An 18024-nucleotide genomic window follows, 5' to 3' on the forward strand; every position below is an offset into this window, starting at 1 on the left:
TATGTGATGGTTGAAAGATGCGCTTCATCATCACATCCATGATGGAAGTGGTTGTGCATCAGCGCCAGACTCGGAACTCGCGTCGGTTCCTCTGCGACGCGTCTGTTCAACTCATCGATGCCTTGTCATGACATTCACTGCCCAAGCCCGACGACCCCGACGCTCGGCCCTGTACGTTCCCGCCATCAATCAGCGCGCGCTCGCCAAGGTCGCATCGCTCGACTGCGATGCGGTCATCTTCGATCTCGAGGATGCGGTAGCGCCCGACAGGAAGGAAGCCGCGAGGCGCAACCTCGAAGCCTTCTTCGCGACGCCGAAGGAGGGCATGCAGGAGCGGGTCATCCGGGTCAATGCGATCGACACGACGGATTTCGAAGCCGACATGGCAACCGTCGCGGCCTGCCGTCCGGATGTCGTGTTGGTGCCGAAGCTCTCGAGTCCCGATGACTTCGCGGTGATCGCGGGCGCATTGCCGAAGAGTGGCGTGAACGAGGCGATTCGCCTGTGGGCCATGATCGAGACGCCTGCGGCGCTGCTCTCGCTCGACGAGATTGTTCGCACGGGCCTCGCGTCGCAGCCCGGTCTCGACTGCCTCGTGGTCGGCACCAACGACATCGCCAAGGAGACCGGCGTTTTCCCTGGCGATGGACGCGCCTTTCTTCGGCCCTGGCTGATGCACATCGTGCTCTGTGCCAAGCGCCATGGCGTGTGCGTGCTCGATGGGGTCTGGAACGATTTCGCCGACAAGTCGGGTTTCGCAGCGGAAGCGGCCGATTCCGTGAAGATGGCCTTCGACGGCAAGACACTCATTCATCCCACGCAGATCGGCCCGGCGAACGAGGCTTTCTCTCCTTCGGCAACTGCGGTGGCAGACGCGCGGCGGATCGTTGCGGTCTTTGCGCGGACGGAGAACGCCGGTGCGGGTGTCGTCAACCTTGATGGAAAGATGGTCGAACGCCTGCATCTGGCGCAAGCGCAGGCACTGCTGGCCATTCACGACGCCATCGAGAGGCGGACGGTGCACGGGCGCTAGGGCCCGCGCCGATCAGCTGGTGCTGGCGACGGCAAGCACGATGCGCACGAGCTCGGCACGGCGGGCGTGCAGGCGATCGACAGGCCCGCCGACGCCGATGCTCAGGCGCTGCCCCCGGATCGGCGTGGCCAGCAGCGTCGCGATGACGCCGGCGCCCTGTGTCGCGAGGTTGGCCGATTCGTAGTAGCCATGTTCGCGCGCCCATTCGACGGCACGCATGGTCGTGGCGATCTTTGCCACCGGCCCCGTTCTTCCAGGCTCGGCGTTGTAGCGCCGAAGCAGCCGGCCGATTCGCTCGTCGTCCTGGGCGCTGAGCAGCATGATGCCCGTCGCCGTGCGGTGCATCGGACGCATGGTGCCGGGCGAGGGCGAGAAGCGCAGGACGTTCTGCGACTCGATGACCGAGAGGTACTGCAGCAGGATGCCACTCTGGCGCCCCAGCAGCACCGTTTCACCCGTTTCGTTCGCGAGTCGCCGCAACGCATCCTGGACCGCATCGCGCCGGTGCGGAATGCGCGTGGCCCAGTCGCCCAGGAACGCGACGCGCACCGACGGGCAGTACTCGCGCGTGGTCGCATCGAACTCCATGTAGCCGCGGGAAACCAGCGACTTCAGCAGCATGGAGACACTAGACTGAGGGGCTTCCAGTTTTTGTGCAATGGTGGTCACGCGCAACGGTCGACGCTCGGCATCGAAAAGCTCGAGCAGATCAAAGACACGGATGGCTGACTTGACGAGGCCGTTCTGCACTGAAATCTTCTGGTTGATGAGGGGCAGGGACTGAGGTTGCCATTGTCTCAGCCTGTGCGAAACCAGGAGGACGGTCCGTCGAATCGCAGGCGATTTGCGTCTACCCCATCGCCACGATGACATGCGCCTGGATCTTGCCCGCCACCGGCCCGGTGCCATGGCGGCTGGCAATCGCCTCCTCCGCGCGGTCGGTCGCAAGCTGGAGCAGGCTCGCGTCGCGCGCCTCGATCTCGTTGCGCAGCGGCGTGCCCTGGCAGTAGGCCACCGCCACCTCGCGTGCCGAGGGTGAGCGGCTCAGCTTCTCGTGCGTCTGGACCTCGATGTCGGTGAACCCCGCGCGGTGCAGGTCGCCGCGGATCTGCGCGACGTCGTGGTAGCCGTGCGGCGTGCGCGCGAGAAAGCGCGGTGGGTCGTCCGGGAACACGGTGGCGACGGCGCGGGTGACGTCGTCGGCGAAGGCGTTGTCTTCGATGCGGTCCCAGACGCTGAACACGAAGCGCCCGCCGGGTTTCAGCACGCGGCGCGCCTCGCTGTAGCCGGCGACCCGGTCCGGGAAGAACATGGCGCCGAACTGGCACAGGACCACATCGAAGGAGGCGTTCTCGAACGGCAGGGCGAGCGCGTCGGCCTGCTGCCATTCGATGCGGTTGTCAGCCGCTTGGCGGGTGACGGCGTAGTCGAGCATGGCGGGGTTGAGGTCGGTCACCACGTAGCGCGCACCGGCGCCAAGCTGGGGTGCCAGCATCCGCGTGACCGCGCCGCTGCCGGCCGCCGTTTCCAGCACCGCGCCGGGCGAGAACGCAGCGACCAGGGAGGCCACGTCGACGGCGTAGCCCTCGAAGATCAGGGGGACCATCAGCGTGTCGTAGAACTTCGGGATCGAGCCCGCGAACACCTTGTCGCTTTCGGCAGCCATGGGAACTCCTTGAAAGCTCTGAACAGAGCGGGCCTGCTCCCTTGCTCCAACGAGTCCGTTGCCTGTTTGGGCATGCGTGACGGGGACGATGGGCCATGGTGGCCCTGCCAGGCATCGTCGTCAACGCCGTTGCGCGGGCGTCCTCCCCTGTAGTGGGCACCAGAGATGTTGCCGGGCGTTTCGGGTGCGGTGATCGGTCGACCCCTAACGGCCGCGGTCCCCGTCGCGCACCGATTCGATGGTGCCGTTGTAGATGCGCACGATGCCGAAGAAGGTGCCCGGCCCGCGGTCGTAGGTCCATTCCTCCATCGGTACGCATTGATTGGCGAGCACGGCCTCGGGGCTGCCTGGCCGATAGGGCGTGAGGACCCAGCCGAGCTGCACCATCGGCACGCAGACCGCCTGCCGGTAGACCGGCTCGCCGCAGGTCTGGAGCAAGGTCGCGGGCGATGCGCCTTTTCCGACGAGGTAGCCGTTGCAGGCGAGGGACTGGGCTGCCGCGGAACTGGCGATCAGCAAGGCGGCAGTGGCGATCGAAACCCCGGTGGCCAGGCGTGTGAAACGAGTCACACCCGGCATCGTTGACCTTCTTGAATGCTTCATGTGCGCATCGCTCACTCACGAACCAGCTGGGCATACCGCCAGAGGCCCCAGATTGCGCCGACGGTGATGCCGATGCCCACGCTCCAGCCCGCCGGCACGTCGAATCCGATGGCCAGGATCAGCATCAAGCCGACGCTGACCAGCGCGATGAAAGTCAGTGTGACGAAATCGAAACGCGCGACCTCGACGGTGTCTTCCGCCACGCTGCGGTTGCGCTGGCCGTGCTTGCGGCGCAGGCCCCGGAACAGCAGGACATCGAGGATGAAATCGAAGATGCCGACAACAAGGTCGGCCAGGATGCTCCTCATCGGGACGCTCCATTTGCGGTGACACCCTGGGTTGTCGCTGTGCGCTCGAGGGTCCGACCCGGGTGGTGCGGCGGAGCCGGGCGAAATGTTAGCGTGCTTCCGGCAAGGCAGGCCATCGTCCTCCGACCCGCTTCACGCCGGCATCTTCGGCGGACAGTTGTGCGTCTCGCCGCGGCCCTCGCTGCACCAGGCATAGAGCGCGTCGTACATCACCAGCCCGTGCTGCAGCATGACGTGGTCGTCGGCGAACATGCGCGACAGGCCCAGCGAGATGGCGTAGAGCCCAGCCGACTGTGGCGTGAGGTCGAGCCGCGAGGTGTCCGCCCCGCGCACGATGTCGGCCAGTTGGTGCAGCGCAGGCTCGGTGAGCCGGTACTTCGCGAGGAAGGCGTCGAAGCTGCAGCGCTCGCCGACGTGGCTCATCTCCACGCCCGGAATGTCGTAGGGCGTGGCGCCGGTGCTTTGCGCCATGGCCAGCACGTCGGCCGGTGGCACGTAGAGAAACTCGGCCTCGCGGTCGATGAAGCGCAGGATCAGCCACGGGCAGGCGATGCGGTCGATCTTCGGGCGTTCGCGGGTGATCCATTTCATGGCGTGGCTCCTGGGTCGGCAGGCTTGGGCTGGAGCGGCCGGCCGGCGGCCTGCCAGCCGTCGATGCCGCCGCGCAGATAACGTGCATCCAGGCCTGCGGCGCGCAGCCGCAGGGCCGTGCTGCGTCCCACCTCGTGGCCGTACACGCAGTAGACGACCAGCGCGCGGTCGGCCGGGAGCTCGGCGGCCCAGTGCTCGACCGCCGCCGGGTCGCGCCAGCGGGCACCGGGGAGCATCGACGCGGCCTGCGCGAACACGCCGGCGCGGCGCACGTCGAGCAGCACCGAGCCGGCTACGTCGTCCTGCGCCGCGCCGAAGAGTTCGCTGGCGGCGTGCACCGCCTGCTGGTAGCGCGCGTACACCGGGGCCCAGTCGATGTTGGCCATGAAGGCATCGACATACGCACCGGCGGCGGCGCCGTGGTCCAGGTGGTAGGCGTGCTCGTACATGTCCAGCGCCAGCAGCGGCGTGCCGCCTGCCAGCGCATGGGTGTGGTCGGCGGCCCATTGGTTGACCAGCGTGCCCTCGCGCGGCTGGAAGGTGAGCAGCACCCAGCCCGAGCCGCCGCCAAGCGCCTTGCCCATCGCTGCGAATTCCTCGCGCCATCGGTCGACGCTGCCGAAGCTGGCCGCCAGGGCGAGCGCCATGGCGGGCTCCATCGACCGGCCGTCGCCGCCGAGCGATGCGAAGTACAGCTCGTGCAGCAGCATCGAGTTGCTGGCGATGAGCTCTTCGCGCTTGAGGCCGTTGAGTTCGAAGCCGGGCATGGCGGCGAAAGATGCCGTGGCGAGCTTTGCGCGGATGGCGTTGAGGCGCTTGACGGCGCCGCCATAGTTGTTCTGGTGATGGCTGTTCAGAAGTTGCGCCGACAGGCCGCGTAGCGCGGCGGGATCGAAGGGCAAGGCTTGAGTTCGGGCGTCCATGACGACTCCTTCAGCGCAGCAGCGGAAGCAACAGGGTGACTGCCAACCCGATGGCCGCGCAGGCACCGAGCAACGTCATCACGCCGACCTTGAAGCGGAACAGGGCGATGGCCGCGGCCACGGCCATCACCGCCGAGATCGCGTCGAAGCGGCCACCGAAGCCGTGCGGCCAGAGCACGTGGTACGCGAAGAACAGCGCCAGGTTCAGGATCACGCCCACCACCGCCGCGGTGATCGCCGACAGCGGTGCCGTGAAGCCCAGTCGGCCGTGCGTGGCCTCGATGGCAGGCCCGCCGGCCAGGATGAAGATGAATGAGGGCAGGAAGGTGAAGAAGGTGACGACCGTCGCGGCCAGCGCGCCGCCGAGGAACAGCGAGTCGGGCCCCAGCACCTGCGTCAGCCAGCCGCCGACAAAGCCGACGAAGGCCACCACCATGATGAGCGGCCCCGGCGTGGTTTCTCCCAGCGCCAGCCCGTCGATCATCTGCGCGCCGGAGAGCCAGTGGTACTGCTCGACGGCCCCCTGGTACACGTAAGGCAGCACGGCATAGGCGCCGCCGAAGGTCAAGAGCGCAGCCTTGGTGAAGAACCATCCCATCTGCGTGAGCGTGCCGTGCAGGCCCTGGGTCGCGATGAGCACGCCCATGGCCAGCAGCCACAAGCCCAGGCCGATGCCCAGAATTTTGAGCAGGTGCGCGCGGGAAAAGCGCGCGTGCGCCGGCGTGGGCGTGTCGTCGTCGATCAGCGCCGGGCCGTAGTGCTGCTGCGCGCTGCCGTGGCCGCCGCCGAGTGCGAACACCTCGGGCGCCCGTCGCGCGCCGAAGTGCCCGATGAGGCCGGCGGCCAGCACGATCGCTGGAAATGGCGCGTCGAACGCGAAGATGGCGACGAAGGCCGCGGCGGCGATGCCCCACATCCATCGGTTCTTCAACGCGCGGCTGCCGATGCGGTGCGCCGCATGCAGCACCAGCGCGGTGACCGCGGGCTTGATGCCGTAGAAGACGCCCGCCACCACCGGCACGTTGCCGAAGCGCAGGTAGACCCACGACAGCGCGATGAGGATGAACAGCGAGGGCAGCACGAACAGGGCGCCGGCCACGATGCCGCCGCGCGTGCGGTGCATGAGCCAGCCGATGTAGGTGGCCAGTTGCTGCGCCTCGGGGCCGGGCAGCAGCATGCAGAAGTTCAGCGCATGCAGGAAGCGTTTTTCGCTGATCCAGCGCCGTCGCTCGACCAGTTCCGCATGCATGATCGCGATCTGCCCGGCGGGCCCGCCGAAACTGATGAAGCCGAGCTTGAGCCAGAAGCGAAACGCTTCGGCAAAGGAAATGGGGGCAGGGGGCGCAGGAAGCGCAGAGGAGGCGTCAGGCAAGGCGGTGTCCACGGAAAACTCCGTTGAGGGTCACCAGCGCTTGGACGGGACGCCGTCTTGCTTTGCAGCGCGGGAGGCTGTTTTCCCGCGGAAGGGCATCGTAGCAGTGGCCGTTCCTGCTGGCAACGCAGGGCTCTCAGGCCCTCTTCACGTTGCTGGAAAGCGCCTGTGCGTCTTTTCGGTCAGCGCGCCTTCGCGCACACGTGCTTGAACACGATCCCGCTCACCGTGGTCGGGCCGCCCACGGCCTTCCATTCGCTGCGACGGGCGAGGTCGATGTCGTGCACTTCCAGCGGCCCGTTGTGGCTGATGACGCGGCGCATCTTTTCGCGCCGGCCCTTGCAGTCGTAGTCGTAGAGATAGCGCGAGGTGCGAAACGGGGTCTTGCCCACGTCAGTCTGCAACTCGTCGTAGCGGTAGAGCGTCCACGCTTCCACAGCATCGCCATGCGGCTTGACCGAATCGCGTTGCAGCAGCACCTGCTTGCGAGGGGTGGTGGCGATCTCGGTCCAGGTGTCGGCGGCGTGTGTGGGAACTGCAGCCAGCAAGGTCGCTGCTGCGAAGGCGGATGCGACAAGGTGGCATGCCAGCACGGTGCGGTGCTTGGGCAGACGAGGCTTCATTGGTTTCACTCCCTGTGAATCGGTGGCAAGCAGGCGAAGAATGCCATGCATCGCCGTGGGCAGGAACCTCCACCTCAGGCCGCGATGAATGCCGAAGGCTTCTGCCCGAGCCGCTTGCGGAACATGGTGGAGAAGGCGCCCGGGCTGTCGTAGCCCAGCTGAAGCGCCACCGCGGTCACCGGCCGGCCCATCGCCAGCTGGGCCATGGCCGAGAGCAGGCAGGCCTGGCTGCGCCACTCGGCGAACGCCATCCCGGTGTGCAGGCGGAAGAACCGGCTGAAGGTGCGTTCGCTCTGGTGCAACTGCCGTGCCCAAGCCAAGGGAGACGTGCGCACGTCGGGCGCGTGCAGGAAGGCGATGCACAGCGCCGCCAGCCGCGGCTCGCCCGGCAGCGGCGCAAAGAAGGGCAGGGCCGCCGCGCGGCCGACTTCTTTCAGCACCAGCGACATCAACAGGCCATCGCGGCCGCGTTCGTCGTACAGCGCCGGCACGTCGATGGCCTCGATCAGCAACTGCCGCAGCAGCGGCGACACGGCCAGCACTCCGCACTGCGGGCCACCGCGCGGCGCGGCGGCCGGCTCGATGTAGAGGCTGCGCGTGCTGACGCCCACCATCCGCACCCGGTGCGGCTTGCCGGCCGGAATCCAGACGCCGCTGTGCGGCGGCACGACCCAGGCGCCGTCGTCCGTGCCCACCTCCATCAGCCCGGTCGCGCCGTAGAGAAACTGGGCGCGGCGGTGGCGGTGCATTTCCAGCAGGGTGCCGGGCGCGTAGTCGGTGCCGATGGCCAGCACGGCGCGGGGCGTGGGGTCGAGGGTGTCGAGAGGCTGGTTGCGCACGGCAGTGGGTCGGTGGGTTGGCCGGAACGCAAATATTGTTGACCGAACATCGCAAGCGCGCCAGCCCCTCGAACTCTAGCCTCGAGGCTTCTTTCCGTGTCGATGGAGTGCCTTGTGTCGTTGTATGTGATGTTGGTGGTGTGCGGATGCCTGACGGGCGTCACCACCGTGCTGTTCGGTTTCGGCGGTGGATTCGTCGTGGTCCCGTTGCTCTACCAGCTGCTGTCCCAGCTGAACGCGGCCGACAGCGCCGTCGGGCAGTCGGCCATGCAGATCGCGGTGGCCACGTCCACCTGCGTGATGGTCTTTGGCGCGCTGCTGGCCACGTGGCGCCATCAGCGTGCAGGAACGCTGGACTGGTCGCACATCCGGCCGCTGCTGGGCGTCATCGGTGCCGGTGCGGTGCTGGGGGCGCTGGCCGCCACCGCGGTCCACGGGGAATGGCTGCGCTGGGCGTTTGCCGCGTACCTGGCGCTGACGATCATGGACTGCTGGCTGCGGCCCGGCTTTCTTTCGCCGGCCGTGGCGAGCAAGGCGGCGCCCTCTCTCACGGCCACGGCGCTGTCGGGCCTGGCGATCGGCTGGATTGCCGCCTTCCTCGGCGTCGGCGGCAGCGTGATGACGGTGCCGCTCATGCGCCGTCGCGGCATCGAGATGCGCCGTGCGACGGCCATGGCCAACCCGCTGTCGCTGCCGGTGGCGCTGGCCGGCACGGCCACCTACGTGGCCCTGTCCGCCACCTCGACGCCGACGTTCGGGCCGTGGCACGTCGGGTATGTCGACGTGCGCGCGGCGGCGGCGCTCGTGGTGGGTTCGTGGATCGGCATCCGCGTCGCCGCGCTGTGGATCGGGCGCATTCCGGACCGCATCCACGCCAAGGTCTACCTGGCCTTGTTGATCGTGGTGTTCGGGGCGATGGTGGTGCGCTGAGCGCGCGGCACCGTCCCGCTTCACGCCATCGATGCGCCCAGCAGGAAGTCCGTGACCTCGTCCGAGAACACGCTGCGCCGCGCACCGAGGAGCACGCCGTCCGCGTCCTGCGGGTCGGGCCGCGCGGGAGGCATGCCGTGCGCCACCAGGGCCTGGGCACAGCCCACCCAGTCGCCGCCTTCGACGGGCTCGTTGAGCGAGGCCCACGACAAGGAGCCGCAGGCGTTGTCGCCGAAGCCGTGCAGCGCCTGCCAGTCGGCGCCGTGTGCGAGCAGGAACCGGGTGAGCGCCGCATCGCCGCAGAACACGGCGTGGTTGAGCGCCGAGGCGTCCCAGTCGCCGCCACGGACTTCGAGCGGCCAGCCGAGCGTGACCATCGCCTTCACCGCATCGCTGCAGCCCTGCGCTGCGAGCTCGGGCAGCAGGCGAAGCTGCGTGGTGTCGAGCGAGCCGATGAGGCCAGGGTGCCGCGCCTGCAGTTCGCGCGCCGTGGCTTCGTCGCCGCGCGCGCATGCAGCGATGAAGGCTTCGCTGGTGGAGAGCGGCGTCTGCTCACCGCTCGCCGCCTGCAGCAGCTGCGCGACCTCGGTCAGCCCGAAGCGCAGGGCGACCGTGTGGGCGGGCGTGCCATCCGGCGTGGACACGTTCGGTTGTGCACCGGCGGTCAGCAGGGCTTCGATGTGTGCGGGCGAGCGGCGGCGACGAAGGGCCCACAGCAGCGGCGAACCCCAGTCCGAGATGGGCGGGCCCTGCGGCGGTTCGTTCGCGTCGCCGCCGTGTGCGAGCAGGAGGCGCAAGGTCCCGACGTCGTCCAGGTCGAGCACCCGGTACAGCGCGTTGGAACCCGTCACGCGTGCGCCGGCTTCCAGCAGCAGCTTCGTGCAGGTGGGCTGGTCCAGCGAGTGGTACAGCGATTCGCCGTCGTTCGGGTCGGCCCCGGCGTCGAGCAGCAGCTTCGTCAGTTCGGGGTCGTGGTTCTGGCCGGCCGCGCCGTACAGCGCGGACAGCCGCTCGGTGTCGGCAGGCGCTTCGAGCGACGCGGGAGGCCAGCGGTTGCCGGCCGATTGATCGGGGGACGCGCCGGCGTCGAGCAGGAACTTCGCGCACGCGTGCAGGCGTTCGCGATAGCCCGGCAGCTGCATCAGGCCGGAGTGCGTGACGGCCACGAGGGGCGGCAGTTGCAGCGGGCCGCCCGCGCGATGGACCCATGCCGGGTCTTGCGCGGTGGCGTGGCGCAGCGCGGCTTCATCGCCCATGGCGCAGGCCACCCACGGGTCGCCACCCGCCGCGAGGGCGGGGTTCTCGTCGCGCATGCGCAAGGCCGCCGCAGGCCGTGCGCGGTTCGTGCCGCCGGCGATGTCGCCCGCGTACACGAGGCGCAGCCAATGGAGCACTGCTTGGGCCGGGTTATCGACCTGCGCCCTGCGGGCGAGGACAAAGCCCTGCAGGTCGGCCCACGACGCGAAGCCGTACTCGCGCGCCACGCACGACTGGGCATCGTGCAGGCGCAAGCCCTGGGCTGCGAGGGCGGCATCGGTCTTGCCCGACGCAGCTGGCAAGGCACTGCGAAACCGGTGAAAGGCCTCGGGGTCGTTGCTTCGGTAGAGGGCAAGCAGTTCCTTGGCTTGCTTCTTCAGGTGGCCGATGTCGGGCCGGGCGGGAATGCGCTTCATGGAAACCTCCGTGCATCAGGCGCCGATGACCCGCAAATCCGGCTGCACAAAAGGCTGTGGATCGTCATGAAGAAGGCAAGTGGGTTCAACCCTTCCCGCGGGCCCGGGCGCGGCTTGCACCGCGGCTCGGATGGTAGCGGATTGGGGCAGGGCGACGCCGCGCGCCGAAGCCCGTATCACTGCCTGCGCGCCACGATGAAGGGGCGGTTCTCGCCACCCTTCGTCGCGTGGTTCTCAGCGGCAAGCACCTCGAAGCCGGCAGCTTGTAGATGCGCTCCCAGCTCCGCCGCCCGGAACACGCCGGCATGCGGCGCCAGCCCGATCGCGCGCATCGCGGGCAGCAAGGCCAGCCGCAAGAGCGGGGTCATGTCGCCGAGGCAGGGCGTCTTGGAGATGAACAGTCCCTGCGACGCGAGCAGGGCGTGGATGCAGCGCAGCGTGCCGGGCAGGTCGCGCACCAGGTGGAGGTAGTTGAAGCCCAGCACGGCGTCGAAGGGGCTGTCGTCCGGTGCCAGCGTCTCGGCGGTCGCCACGCGGAACGCCAGGCCGGGGACCGGGGCGGCGGCGTGCTTCTCTTCGGCGATGGCGATCATGCCTTCGGCGATGTCCGTCGCCAGGTACGCGCGGGCGTGGCCCGCGAGGCGCAGTGCCGTCGTGCCGGTTCCGCAGCCCAGTTCGAGCACGCGCGCGTCCGTTTTGAAGAGGGCGCGGGTCCGCTCGAGCGTGCGTGCGTAGCCGGCTGCGTCCGCGATGGCGCTCTTCGCGTAGCGGCGCGAGCTGCGGTCCCAGAATCTGGCGTCGTTCGCGAGGCTCATGGTCTTGGATCGGCGGCGTGTGGAAGGATGCGGCGCACTGTAAACCGCCGCCCGGGCGCTGTCGCCGATTTGCGCCGCTTCGCCCGCCATGTCGCTATGCTGGCGCCCGCCAATCACTCCAGGAAAAGAGACTCTCATGACCATGCGTACCTCGTCTTTCTTCTCCCTGCGTTCCGTCGCCCTGGCCTGCGGCCTGGCGCTGGGCGCCGCGGCCACCGCGCAGGCGGCGCCCGATGCGAAGCTGCTGGCCGCTGCCGAGAAGGCGCAGCCCGCCGTCATCGACAACCTGAAGGAGATGGTGTCGATCGAATCGGGCAGCCTGAACGTCGAGGGCCTGATGAAGATGGCCGACGTGATCGAAGGGCGCCTGAAGGCGGCCGGCTTCAAGACGGAGCGCCGCAAGGCCTCGGCCGGTGCGGGGGCCGACATCGTCATCGGCACGATCAAGGGCACGGGCAAGCGCAAGATCATGCTGCAGGGCCACATGGACACGGTGTACGCGCCGGGCATCCTGAACAGCCAGCCCTACAAGGTGGACGGCAACCGCATCTACGGCCCCGGCATCGCCGACGACAAGGGCGGCCTCGCGGTGATGATGGCGTCGCTGAAGATCCTGGCCGACGCGGGCTGGCGCGACTACGACACGCTCACCGTGCTCGTGAACCCCGACGAAGAGGTGGGCTCGGTGGGCTCGGGCGAACTCATCGCCACCACGGCCGACCTGCACGACACCGTGCTGTCCTTCGAGCCGACGGCCGCCAAGGCAGTGGCCAAGGGCGAGTCGCTGCTGCTCGGCGCGGCCGGCATCGCGCAGGCCACGCTCGAGGTGAAGGGCCGCGCGGCGCACGCCGGCGCCGCGCCCGAGCTGGGCCGCAACGCGCTGTACGAGCTGTCGTACCAGATGCTGCAGACCAAGGACCTCGCCAAGGACATCCCCGGCGTGACGCTGAACTGGACCGTGGCGCGCGCCACCGGTCCGATCAACCAGATCACCGAGAAGGCGCAGGCGTTGGGCGACATCCGCATTACGCAACCTGGTGCCGAGAAGAAACTCACCGAGGCGCTGCAGGCCAAGATCGCCAGCGGCAAGCTGATTCCCGACACCGAGACTACGGTGAAGGTCGAGGTGGGCCGCCCGGCCTTCGTCGCGGGCGCCAAGGGCCGCGCGCTGGCCGAGAAGGCGCAGGCGATCTACAAGGAGCTCGACCGCGAACTGGCGCTGACGCCGATGACCGGCGGCGGCACCGACGCGGGCTTCGCGGGCCGCTCGGGCAAGGCCACGGTGGTCGAGAGCTTCGGCCTCGCGGGCTTCGGCTACCACGCGCGCGACGAGTACATCGAGGTCGACTCGATCGTGCCGCGCCTGTACCTCGTGACGCGGCTGCTGACCGAGATCGGCAAGAACTGAGTCTGTAGCGCGCAGTGCGCCCGCGGCAGGGGCCGCGGGTTCACTGTGGTGCGTTGGGATCGCCCGGGCGGCGGCGATGGGCGGCCGCTGCCGCCGCGGCGGCCTGAGCCTGGGCTTGCTGCTGTTGCGCCTGCTGGCGTTGCATCTGTTCCTGTTGGTGCTGCTGCTGGCGCGCCTGGTTTTGCACGGCCTGCTGGCGCTGCATCTGCTCCTGCTGCTGGCGTTGCTGGGCCTGGGCGGCTTGCTGCTGTTGCATCTGCATCTGGCGCGCCTGTTCCATCTGGGCCTGGCGTTGCTGTTGCGCGGCTTGCGCCTGTGCCTGTTGTTGCTGTTGCAACTGCTGCTGGCGACGGGCCTGCTCCTGTTGAGCCTGTTGAGCCTGTTGAGCCTGTTGCTGCATCTGCTGCGCCTGCCGTTGCTGTTGCTGTTGCTGGGCGGCCTGGGCCTGCTGCTGTTCCTGCTGCCGACGTAGCTGCTCCTGTTGCGCCTGTTGCTGCTGCATCTGTTGGCGGCGGCCCTGCTCCTGCTGGTCCTGGCGTTGTTGGCGCAACGCCTGTTCCTGTTGCTGCGCCTGCTGCTGGCGACGCGCCTGCTCTTGCTGGGCCTGTTGTTGGCGCTGCTGGTCTTGCGCGGCCTGCTGTTGCTGCTGCATCTGCTGGCGACGGGCTTGGTCCTGCGGGTCCTGGCGTTGACGCAGTGCCTGCTCCTGTTGCGCTTGCTGCTGACGCCGTGCCTGTTCCTGCTGCGCCTGTTGTTGACGTTGCTGGTCCTGCACGGCCTGCTGTTGCTGCATCTGTTGGCGACGGGCTTGCTCCTGCGGGTCTTGCCGCTGACGCAGTGCCTGTTCCTGCTGCGCTTGCTGCTGGCGCCGTGCCTGCTCCTGCTGGGCCTGTTGTTGACGCTGCGGGTCTTGCGTGGCCTGCTGTTGCTGCATCTGCTGGCGACGGGCTTGTTCCTGCTGATCCTGGCGTTGGCGCAGGGCCTGGTCCTGCTGCATCTGCTGCTGACGCCGTGCCTGCTCCTGCTGCGCCTGCTGTTGGCGTTGCTGGTTCTGTGCCGCTTGTTGCTGCTGCATCTGCTGTCGACGGGCTTGCTCCTGCTGGTCCTGGCGCTGGCGCAAGGCCTGTTCCTGCTGCACCTGTTGCTGGCGCCGAGCCTGTTCCTGTTGGGCCTGCTGTTGCTCGCGCAACTGGTTATGCGCCGCCTGCTGCTGCATCAGCGCTTGCTGCTGTTGCTGTTGCTGGGCACGCGCCTGTTGTTGCAGCTGCTCTTGCTGCTGCGCCGCCTGCCATGCCGCCGCACCGGTCGGCGGGCCGCTGCGATCGCCTGCGTAGTTGTTGTTGTTGTAGACGTTGCGCACGTTGTTGACCACCGTGGTCGAGCGCGACACATACGTGCTGTTGTTGTAGACCACCGCAGGCCGGTAGGCCGGTGGCGGCGGTGCCGCGCGGTCGCGCCAGCGCGGCGCGCCCCAGTTCATGTTCCAGGCGTTCCAGCCCCAGCCGTGGCGCTCCAGCGCCGAGCCGACGATCACGCCGCTGCCGAAGGCCAGCGCGCCCACTGCGGCCACCTGGCCACGGCTGTAGCCGGGCTCGACCACCACCGGCGGCGGTGCATAGGCATAGCCGGGGTAGACGGCCACGGGCGTGTCGTACACGACCTGCGGGTCGTAGCGCGGCACGTACACCACGTCGGCCTGCACGGGCTCGATGGTGATGAGTTCCTCGGGCGGCTCGATCACCAGGGGGCCCGCGTACATCGGCTGCATGTCGGGCGCGGGCGTGTAGTTGGGCGGCGTCGCGGCGCGCGCCACGCGCAGCTTGTCGTTGTTCTTGAGGCGGCCGGCCTTCGCTGCGCGCTGGCGCATCACCTGGATCGCGTTCATCACGTCGGCCGGGTCGTTGTAGTAGGCCTTGCCCAGCGAGGTGGTCCACGCGATGTTGCCGGCCATCTGGTCCATCACGGGCCGGAACGCGGTGAGCGACTTCACGCTCGGGTCCCACGGCTGCTGGTTGGCGGCGTCGGCGAGCGGGCCGGCCTTGAGCGTGGGGTTCTGCTGCAGCCAGCCGTGGGCCGCGGTGATCTGATCGGGGTAGGTGGCACCGGCCAGGATCTGCGCGACGAGCTTGTCGGGGTACAGCGCGATGGGCGCGACCAACTGGTAGAGCTGCTCGGCCGAGGGCGGCGTGTAGGCGGCCGGCACCGGCGCGGCGACGGGCGCGGGGGCCTGGGTGGCCGGTGCTTCAGCGGCGGGAGGCGGTGGTGCGGGCTTGTCGCAGCCTGCAACGAACAACGCTGCGATGCACAGCGAAGCCATGAGGCGCCGCTGAAGGAGGGGGCGGTGGGGAGAGGGTGTCATCTGGCATGTCCTGAAGACGCCGGCAGGGTGCCCGGAACTCCTTCAACGGCGGGCCAGAGCAGGCGATGACACAGCCTGCGCCCCGGATGCAACGGTCTGTGTCGGCGGTGCGCCGCCTGTGCTGTCGGCGCAGGACCACGAGACCATCGGGCGACGTGGCGATCGCCCGGGGAAGAACCTCTGTCGTTACTTGGCGCCGCCCGAATACTTGGTGACGCTGCTGGCCTTCACGTGGTAGCCGCTCACGCCCATCATCGAGTCGTTGCGCAGCGTCTGCAGCTTGCCGGTGACCCACACGGTGTCCATGGCGCGGAACTTGGCGCCCTTTTGCGGAATGACGTGCAGGATCTGGTTGGCCGGCGGCGGCGGCGTGTGGATGCAGGCGCCGAAGTAGGGCACGAGCAGGAACTCGGTGACCTCGCCCTTGGCCTCTTCGAGCGGCACGATGAAGCCGGGGATCTTCACTTCCACGCCGTTGAGCGCGGGGTTGGTGGGCGCGTTGTTCGACACCTCCTGCATCTTCATCAGCAGCTCGTTGGCGCGCGGGTCGCCGTCGTCGAGCGTGCTCAGGTCGATGCCCTTGAAGGCCTTGGCCGGGTCCCAGTCCTTGGGCACCAGCTCTTCCCAGCTGATCTGGCGCGGCTGGCCCGCCGCGGCCTGGGGCGCGGTGGCGGCCGGCTTGCCGCCCAGCGGATTGGTCGCAGTGGTGTCCTTCGGTGCGGGCTCGGCGGCCCAGGCGGCGGCTGTGAGGCCGGCGCCGGCCAGCAGCATCGACAGGGCGGTGAGCACGCGGGGTGTGGAGGTCTTCGTCATGGTCAGATTCTCGGAGAAAGGCCGTCGGCCAGCGACAGTCGGTAGGCCCGGATGCCGGGCAGCAGGCTCGCGAGCCAGCCGGCGACCAGCAGGCTCGCCGTCAGCAGCCATTCGTTCAGTGTAGGTTCGGACAGGCTCAGCGTCAGCCCGAACTGCGCCTGCAGCCATGGCGAGAGCAGGGCGATGCCGAGCACCGCCATCGTCACGCCCAGCAGCACGCCCAGCACGGTGACCAGTGCGCCTTCGAGCGCCAGCAGCGCCAGCACATGGCGCAGGCCCGCGCCCACGGCGCGCAGCACGGCGAGCTCGCGGCGGCGTTCGTTCAGGCCCGCCATCACCACCGACACCAGCCCTGCCAGGCTCACGAGCGCGACCAGGGCCGACATCAGCAGCAGCGCGTTCTCGCCGATGCCGATCACGCTCCACAGTTCGTCGAGTGCCACGCCGGGCAGGATGGCCATCAGCGGTTCGCCGGTGTAGGTGGAGATCCAGCGCTGCACGCCGAACACGGCGGCGCGGTTCTTCAGGCCCACCAGTGCGGCCGTCACGTTCTTGGGCGTGAGGTCGAACTTGCGCACCTGCTCGGCGGGAATCTTCACGCCCGGCATCGGCGCGCCGCCCACCCATTCGAGGTGGATGGCTTCCATGGCCGCCAGGCCGATGTGCACCGTGCGGTCGACCGGCGTGCCGGTGCGCGCGAGCACGCCCACCACGGTGAAGGGCTTGTCGGCATGCTCGGCCACGTTGAGCTCGCCGCTGCCGTGCGCCAGCGTAATCTTCTGGCCCACGTGGTAGCCCAGCTTGTCGGCCACCTCGGCGCCGACCACGGCGTCGAACAGTGCGTCGAAGGGCTTGCCTTCGCGCAGCTTCAAGGTCTGGCGGTCGCCGTAGCGGAAGTGCGTGAAGTACTCGGGCGTGGTCGCGAGCACCGAGAAGCCGCGGTGCGAATCGCCCAGCGACAGCGGCACCACCCAGTCGACACCGGGGTGCGCCTGCAGCGCCTGCACGCTCTTCCACGAGATGTTGTTGGTGGCCGCGCCGATGCGGAACACCGAGTACAGCAAGAGCTGCGTGGAACCGGTGCGCGCGCCCACGATGAGGTCGGTGCCCGAGACCGACGACGCGAAGTTCTCGCGCAGCTCGGTGCGGATGCGCTCGACGCCCAGCAAAAGGAAGGTCGACAGCGCGATCGAGAACACGGTGAGCGCGAGCGTGAAGCGGCGGTTCCAGGCGCTGCGCCATGCGATGGAAAACAAAGCTCTCATCAGTAGACCTCCGCGCTACGCGCTGCGGTATTCGCCTTGGGAGCGGCCCGGCGGCTCATGCGTCCACCGCCATCGCGCTCGACGCCGCACGGTTGATCTCCGGCAGCAGCACGTGCCGCGCAAAGCGTGGTGCGATGCGCTGGTCGTGGCTCACGAACACGAGCGCGCTGTGGTTCACGGCGCAGGCCGTGAGCAGCACGTCGAGAAAAGCTTCGCGCCGGTCTTCGTCGAGCGCGGAGGTGGGCTCGTCGGCAATCACGACCTCGGGCTGGCCGATGAGCGCGCGCGCCGCGGCCACGCGCTGCTGCTGGCCCACCGAGAGCTGCAGCGCCTGGCGCTTCCACAGCCCGCGGTCCAGGCCCATCTGGTCGAGCAGGTGCTCGGCCTCGTCGCGCGAGCTGCCGTTGCGCGCAGCCTGCGCCTCGCGCCGCGCCGAGAAGCGGCAGGGCAACAGCACGTTGTCGAGCACGCTCAGGTAGGGCAGCAGGTTGAACTGCTGGAAGATGTAGCCCACGTGCGCCACGCGGGCGCGGTCGCGTTGCGTGCCCGAGAGCTTGGCCCAATCGTGCCCCAGCAGCGTGACGCGGCCTTCGTCGGCCACGAGCACGCCGGCCAGCAGCGACAGCAGCGTGCTCTTGCCGCAGCCGCTCGGGCCGTGCAGGAACACGGACTCACCCGCCGTGATGCGCAGGGCCTCGATGTCGATGCAGGGTGTCTTCACGCCGGGCCAGGTGAAGCGCAGGGCTTCGGCGGCGAGCACGACGCGCAAGTGCGTGGTCTCGGCCTGCGGGAGGGTGCTCACG

18 protein-coding genes are annotated in these 18024 nt (G+C 68.7%); 3 read left to right on the top strand and 15 right to left on the bottom strand.

All coding sequences use genetic code 11. The features are described from left to right. The first annotated feature begins 127 nt into the window (after positions 1 to 127). Positions 128 to 1033 (top strand): HpcH/HpaI aldolase/citrate lyase family protein, encoded by a 906-nt coding sequence (locus AC1RAD_RS08440; RefSeq protein ID WP_492734497.1) that lies wholly within the window; start codon positions 128 to 130, stop codon positions 1031 to 1033. 12 nt (positions 1034 to 1045) lie between these two features. Here the strand turns inward: AC1RAD_RS08440 and AC1RAD_RS08445 are convergent, their stop codons facing one another. The 9 genes from AC1RAD_RS08445 to AC1RAD_RS08485 all read right to left on the bottom strand — a co-directional run bounded on the left by AC1RAD_RS08445 (position 1046) and on the right by AC1RAD_RS08485 (position 7958). Continuing rightward, on the bottom strand, positions 1046 to 1783 hold the full coding sequence (locus tag AC1RAD_RS08445) for an IclR family transcriptional regulator (protein WP_492734498.1): 738 nt from the start codon (positions 1781 to 1783) through the stop codon (positions 1046 to 1048). Positions 1784 to 1883: 100 nt separating this feature from the next. Continuing rightward, complete coding sequence (locus AC1RAD_RS08450; RefSeq protein ID WP_492734500.1) at positions 1884 to 2699, bottom strand: class I SAM-dependent methyltransferase; 816 nt, start codon at positions 2697 to 2699, stop codon at positions 1884 to 1886. A 204-nt stretch (positions 2700 to 2903) separates the two neighbouring features. Next, positions 2904 to 3269 (bottom strand): DUF2845 domain-containing protein, encoded by a 366-nt coding sequence (locus AC1RAD_RS08455; RefSeq protein WP_492734501.1) that lies wholly within the window; start codon positions 3267 to 3269, stop codon positions 2904 to 2906. Positions 3270 to 3313: 44 nt separating this feature from the next. Continuing rightward, positions 3314 to 3610, bottom strand: a complete 297-nt coding sequence (locus AC1RAD_RS08460) for a hypothetical protein (protein ID WP_492734502.1) — start codon at positions 3608 to 3610, stop codon at positions 3314 to 3316. Positions 3611 to 3742: 132 nt separating this feature from the next. After that, entirely contained in the window at positions 3743 to 4201 is a 459-nt protein-coding gene (locus AC1RAD_RS08465) for a chromate resistance protein ChrB domain-containing protein (protein WP_492734503.1), read from the bottom strand. Continuing rightward, positions 4198 to 5124, bottom strand: coding sequence for a Fe-Mn family superoxide dismutase (locus AC1RAD_RS08470; protein WP_492734504.1), 927 nt, complete (start codon positions 5122 to 5124; stop codon positions 4198 to 4200). Before AC1RAD_RS08470 ends, AC1RAD_RS08465 begins: the two co-directional genes overlap by 4 nt. 10 nt (positions 5125 to 5134) lie before the next feature. Continuing rightward, on the bottom strand, positions 5135 to 6508 hold the full coding sequence (gene chrA / locus AC1RAD_RS08475) for a chromate efflux transporter (protein WP_492734505.1): 1374 nt from the start codon (positions 6506 to 6508) through the stop codon (positions 5135 to 5137). 170 nt (positions 6509 to 6678) lie between these two features. Further along, positions 6679 to 7119 (bottom strand): surface-adhesin E family protein, encoded by a 441-nt coding sequence (locus tag AC1RAD_RS08480; protein ID WP_492734506.1) that lies wholly within the window; start codon positions 7117 to 7119, stop codon positions 6679 to 6681. A 74-nt stretch (positions 7120 to 7193) separates the two neighbouring features. Continuing rightward, complete coding sequence (locus tag AC1RAD_RS08485; protein ID WP_492734507.1) at positions 7194 to 7958, bottom strand: AraC family transcriptional regulator; 765 nt, start codon at positions 7956 to 7958, stop codon at positions 7194 to 7196. 102 nt (positions 7959 to 8060) lie between these two features. On the opposite strand from AC1RAD_RS08485, the gene AC1RAD_RS08490 reads away from it, so the two are divergent. Next, positions 8061 to 8888 (top strand): sulfite exporter TauE/SafE family protein, encoded by an 828-nt coding sequence (locus tag AC1RAD_RS08490; RefSeq protein ID WP_492734562.1) that lies wholly within the window; start codon positions 8061 to 8063, stop codon positions 8886 to 8888. Between the two features lie 20 nt (positions 8889 to 8908). Here AC1RAD_RS08490 and AC1RAD_RS08495 read toward each other — a convergent pair whose 3' ends face one another. Continuing rightward, on the bottom strand, positions 8909 to 10561 hold the full coding sequence (locus tag AC1RAD_RS08495; RefSeq protein ID WP_492734509.1) for an ankyrin repeat domain-containing protein: 1653 nt from the start codon (positions 10559 to 10561) through the stop codon (positions 8909 to 8911). A 176-nt stretch (positions 10562 to 10737) separates the two neighbouring features. Continuing rightward, on the bottom strand, positions 10738 to 11376 hold the full coding sequence (locus tag AC1RAD_RS08500; RefSeq protein ID WP_492734510.1) for a class I SAM-dependent methyltransferase: 639 nt from the start codon (positions 11374 to 11376) through the stop codon (positions 10738 to 10740). A gap of 136 nt (positions 11377 to 11512) precedes the next feature. Between AC1RAD_RS08500 and AC1RAD_RS08505 the strand changes: the two genes are divergently transcribed. After that, positions 11513 to 12784 carry a glutamate carboxypeptidase gene (locus AC1RAD_RS08505; protein ID WP_492734511.1) on the top strand — a complete coding sequence of 424 codons (1272 nt, stop codon included), beginning with the start codon at positions 11513 to 11515 and terminating at the stop codon, positions 12782 to 12784. A gap of 40 nt (positions 12785 to 12824) precedes the next feature. On the opposite strand, the gene AC1RAD_RS08510 is transcribed toward AC1RAD_RS08505, so the two are convergent. The 4 genes from AC1RAD_RS08510 to AC1RAD_RS08525 form a co-directional block, all read right to left on the bottom strand. After that, entirely contained in the window at positions 12825 to 15143 is a 2319-nt protein-coding gene (locus tag AC1RAD_RS08510) for a DUF3300 domain-containing protein (protein ID WP_492734513.1), read from the bottom strand. Positions 15144 to 15329: 186 nt separating this feature from the next. Then, positions 15330 to 15956 carry a DUF3299 domain-containing protein gene (locus AC1RAD_RS08515; protein ID WP_492734514.1) on the bottom strand — a complete coding sequence of 209 codons (627 nt, stop codon included), beginning with the start codon at positions 15954 to 15956 and terminating at the stop codon, positions 15330 to 15332. A 2-nt stretch (positions 15957 to 15958) separates the two neighbouring features. Continuing rightward, entirely contained in the window at positions 15959 to 17221 is a 1263-nt protein-coding gene (locus AC1RAD_RS08520) for an ABC transporter permease (RefSeq protein WP_070061815.1), read from the bottom strand. Positions 17222 to 17276: 55 nt separating this feature from the next. Continuing rightward, positions 17277 to 18023 (bottom strand): ABC transporter ATP-binding protein, encoded by a 747-nt coding sequence (locus tag AC1RAD_RS08525; RefSeq protein ID WP_492734515.1) that lies wholly within the window; start codon positions 18021 to 18023, stop codon positions 17277 to 17279. Between the last annotated feature and the right edge of the window lies 1 nt (position 18024).

It is taken from the genome of Variovorax sp. GW823-FHT04B03 (assembly GCF_058796495.1).

What these genes read in the sequence shown, in the direction of transcription:
- AC1RAD_RS08490 (WP_492734562.1), top strand. Translation starts at nt 8,061, where the DNA reads ATGGAGTGCCTTGTGTCGTTGTATGTGATGTTGGTGGTGTGCGGATGC.
- AC1RAD_RS08520 (WP_070061815.1), bottom strand. Translation starts at nt 17,221, where the DNA reads ATGAGAGCTTTGTTTTCCATCGCATGGCGCAGCGCCTGGAACCGCCGC.
- AC1RAD_RS08465 (WP_492734503.1), bottom strand. Translation starts at nt 4,201, where the DNA reads ATGAAATGGATCACCCGCGAACGCCCGAAGATCGACCGCATCGCCTGC.
- AC1RAD_RS08440 (WP_492734497.1), top strand. Translation starts at nt 128, where the DNA reads ATGACATTCACTGCCCAAGCCCGACGACCCCGACGCTCGGCCCTGTAC.
- AC1RAD_RS08510 (WP_492734513.1), bottom strand. Translation starts at nt 15,143, where the DNA reads ATGACACCCTCTCCCCACCGCCCCCTCCTTCAGCGGCGCCTCATGGCT.
- AC1RAD_RS08505 (WP_492734511.1), top strand. Translation starts at nt 11,513, where the DNA reads ATGACCATGCGTACCTCGTCTTTCTTCTCCCTGCGTTCCGTCGCCCTG.
- AC1RAD_RS08495 (WP_492734509.1), bottom strand. Translation starts at nt 10,561, where the DNA reads ATGAAGCGCATTCCCGCCCGGCCCGACATCGGCCACCTGAAGAAGCAA.
- AC1RAD_RS08450 (WP_492734500.1), bottom strand. Translation starts at nt 2,699, where the DNA reads ATGGCTGCCGAAAGCGACAAGGTGTTCGCGGGCTCGATCCCGAAGTTC.
- AC1RAD_RS08515 (WP_492734514.1), bottom strand. Translation starts at nt 15,956, where the DNA reads ATGACGAAGACCTCCACACCCCGCGTGCTCACCGCCCTGTCGATGCTG.
- AC1RAD_RS08480 (WP_492734506.1), bottom strand. Translation starts at nt 7,119, where the DNA reads ATGAAGCCTCGTCTGCCCAAGCACCGCACCGTGCTGGCATGCCACCTT.
- AC1RAD_RS08470 (WP_492734504.1), bottom strand. Translation starts at nt 5,124, where the DNA reads ATGGACGCCCGAACTCAAGCCTTGCCCTTCGATCCCGCCGCGCTACGC.
- AC1RAD_RS08500 (WP_492734510.1), bottom strand. Translation starts at nt 11,376, where the DNA reads ATGAGCCTCGCGAACGACGCCAGATTCTGGGACCGCAGCTCGCGCCGC.
- AC1RAD_RS08460 (WP_492734502.1), bottom strand. Translation starts at nt 3,610, where the DNA reads ATGAGGAGCATCCTGGCCGACCTTGTTGTCGGCATCTTCGATTTCATC.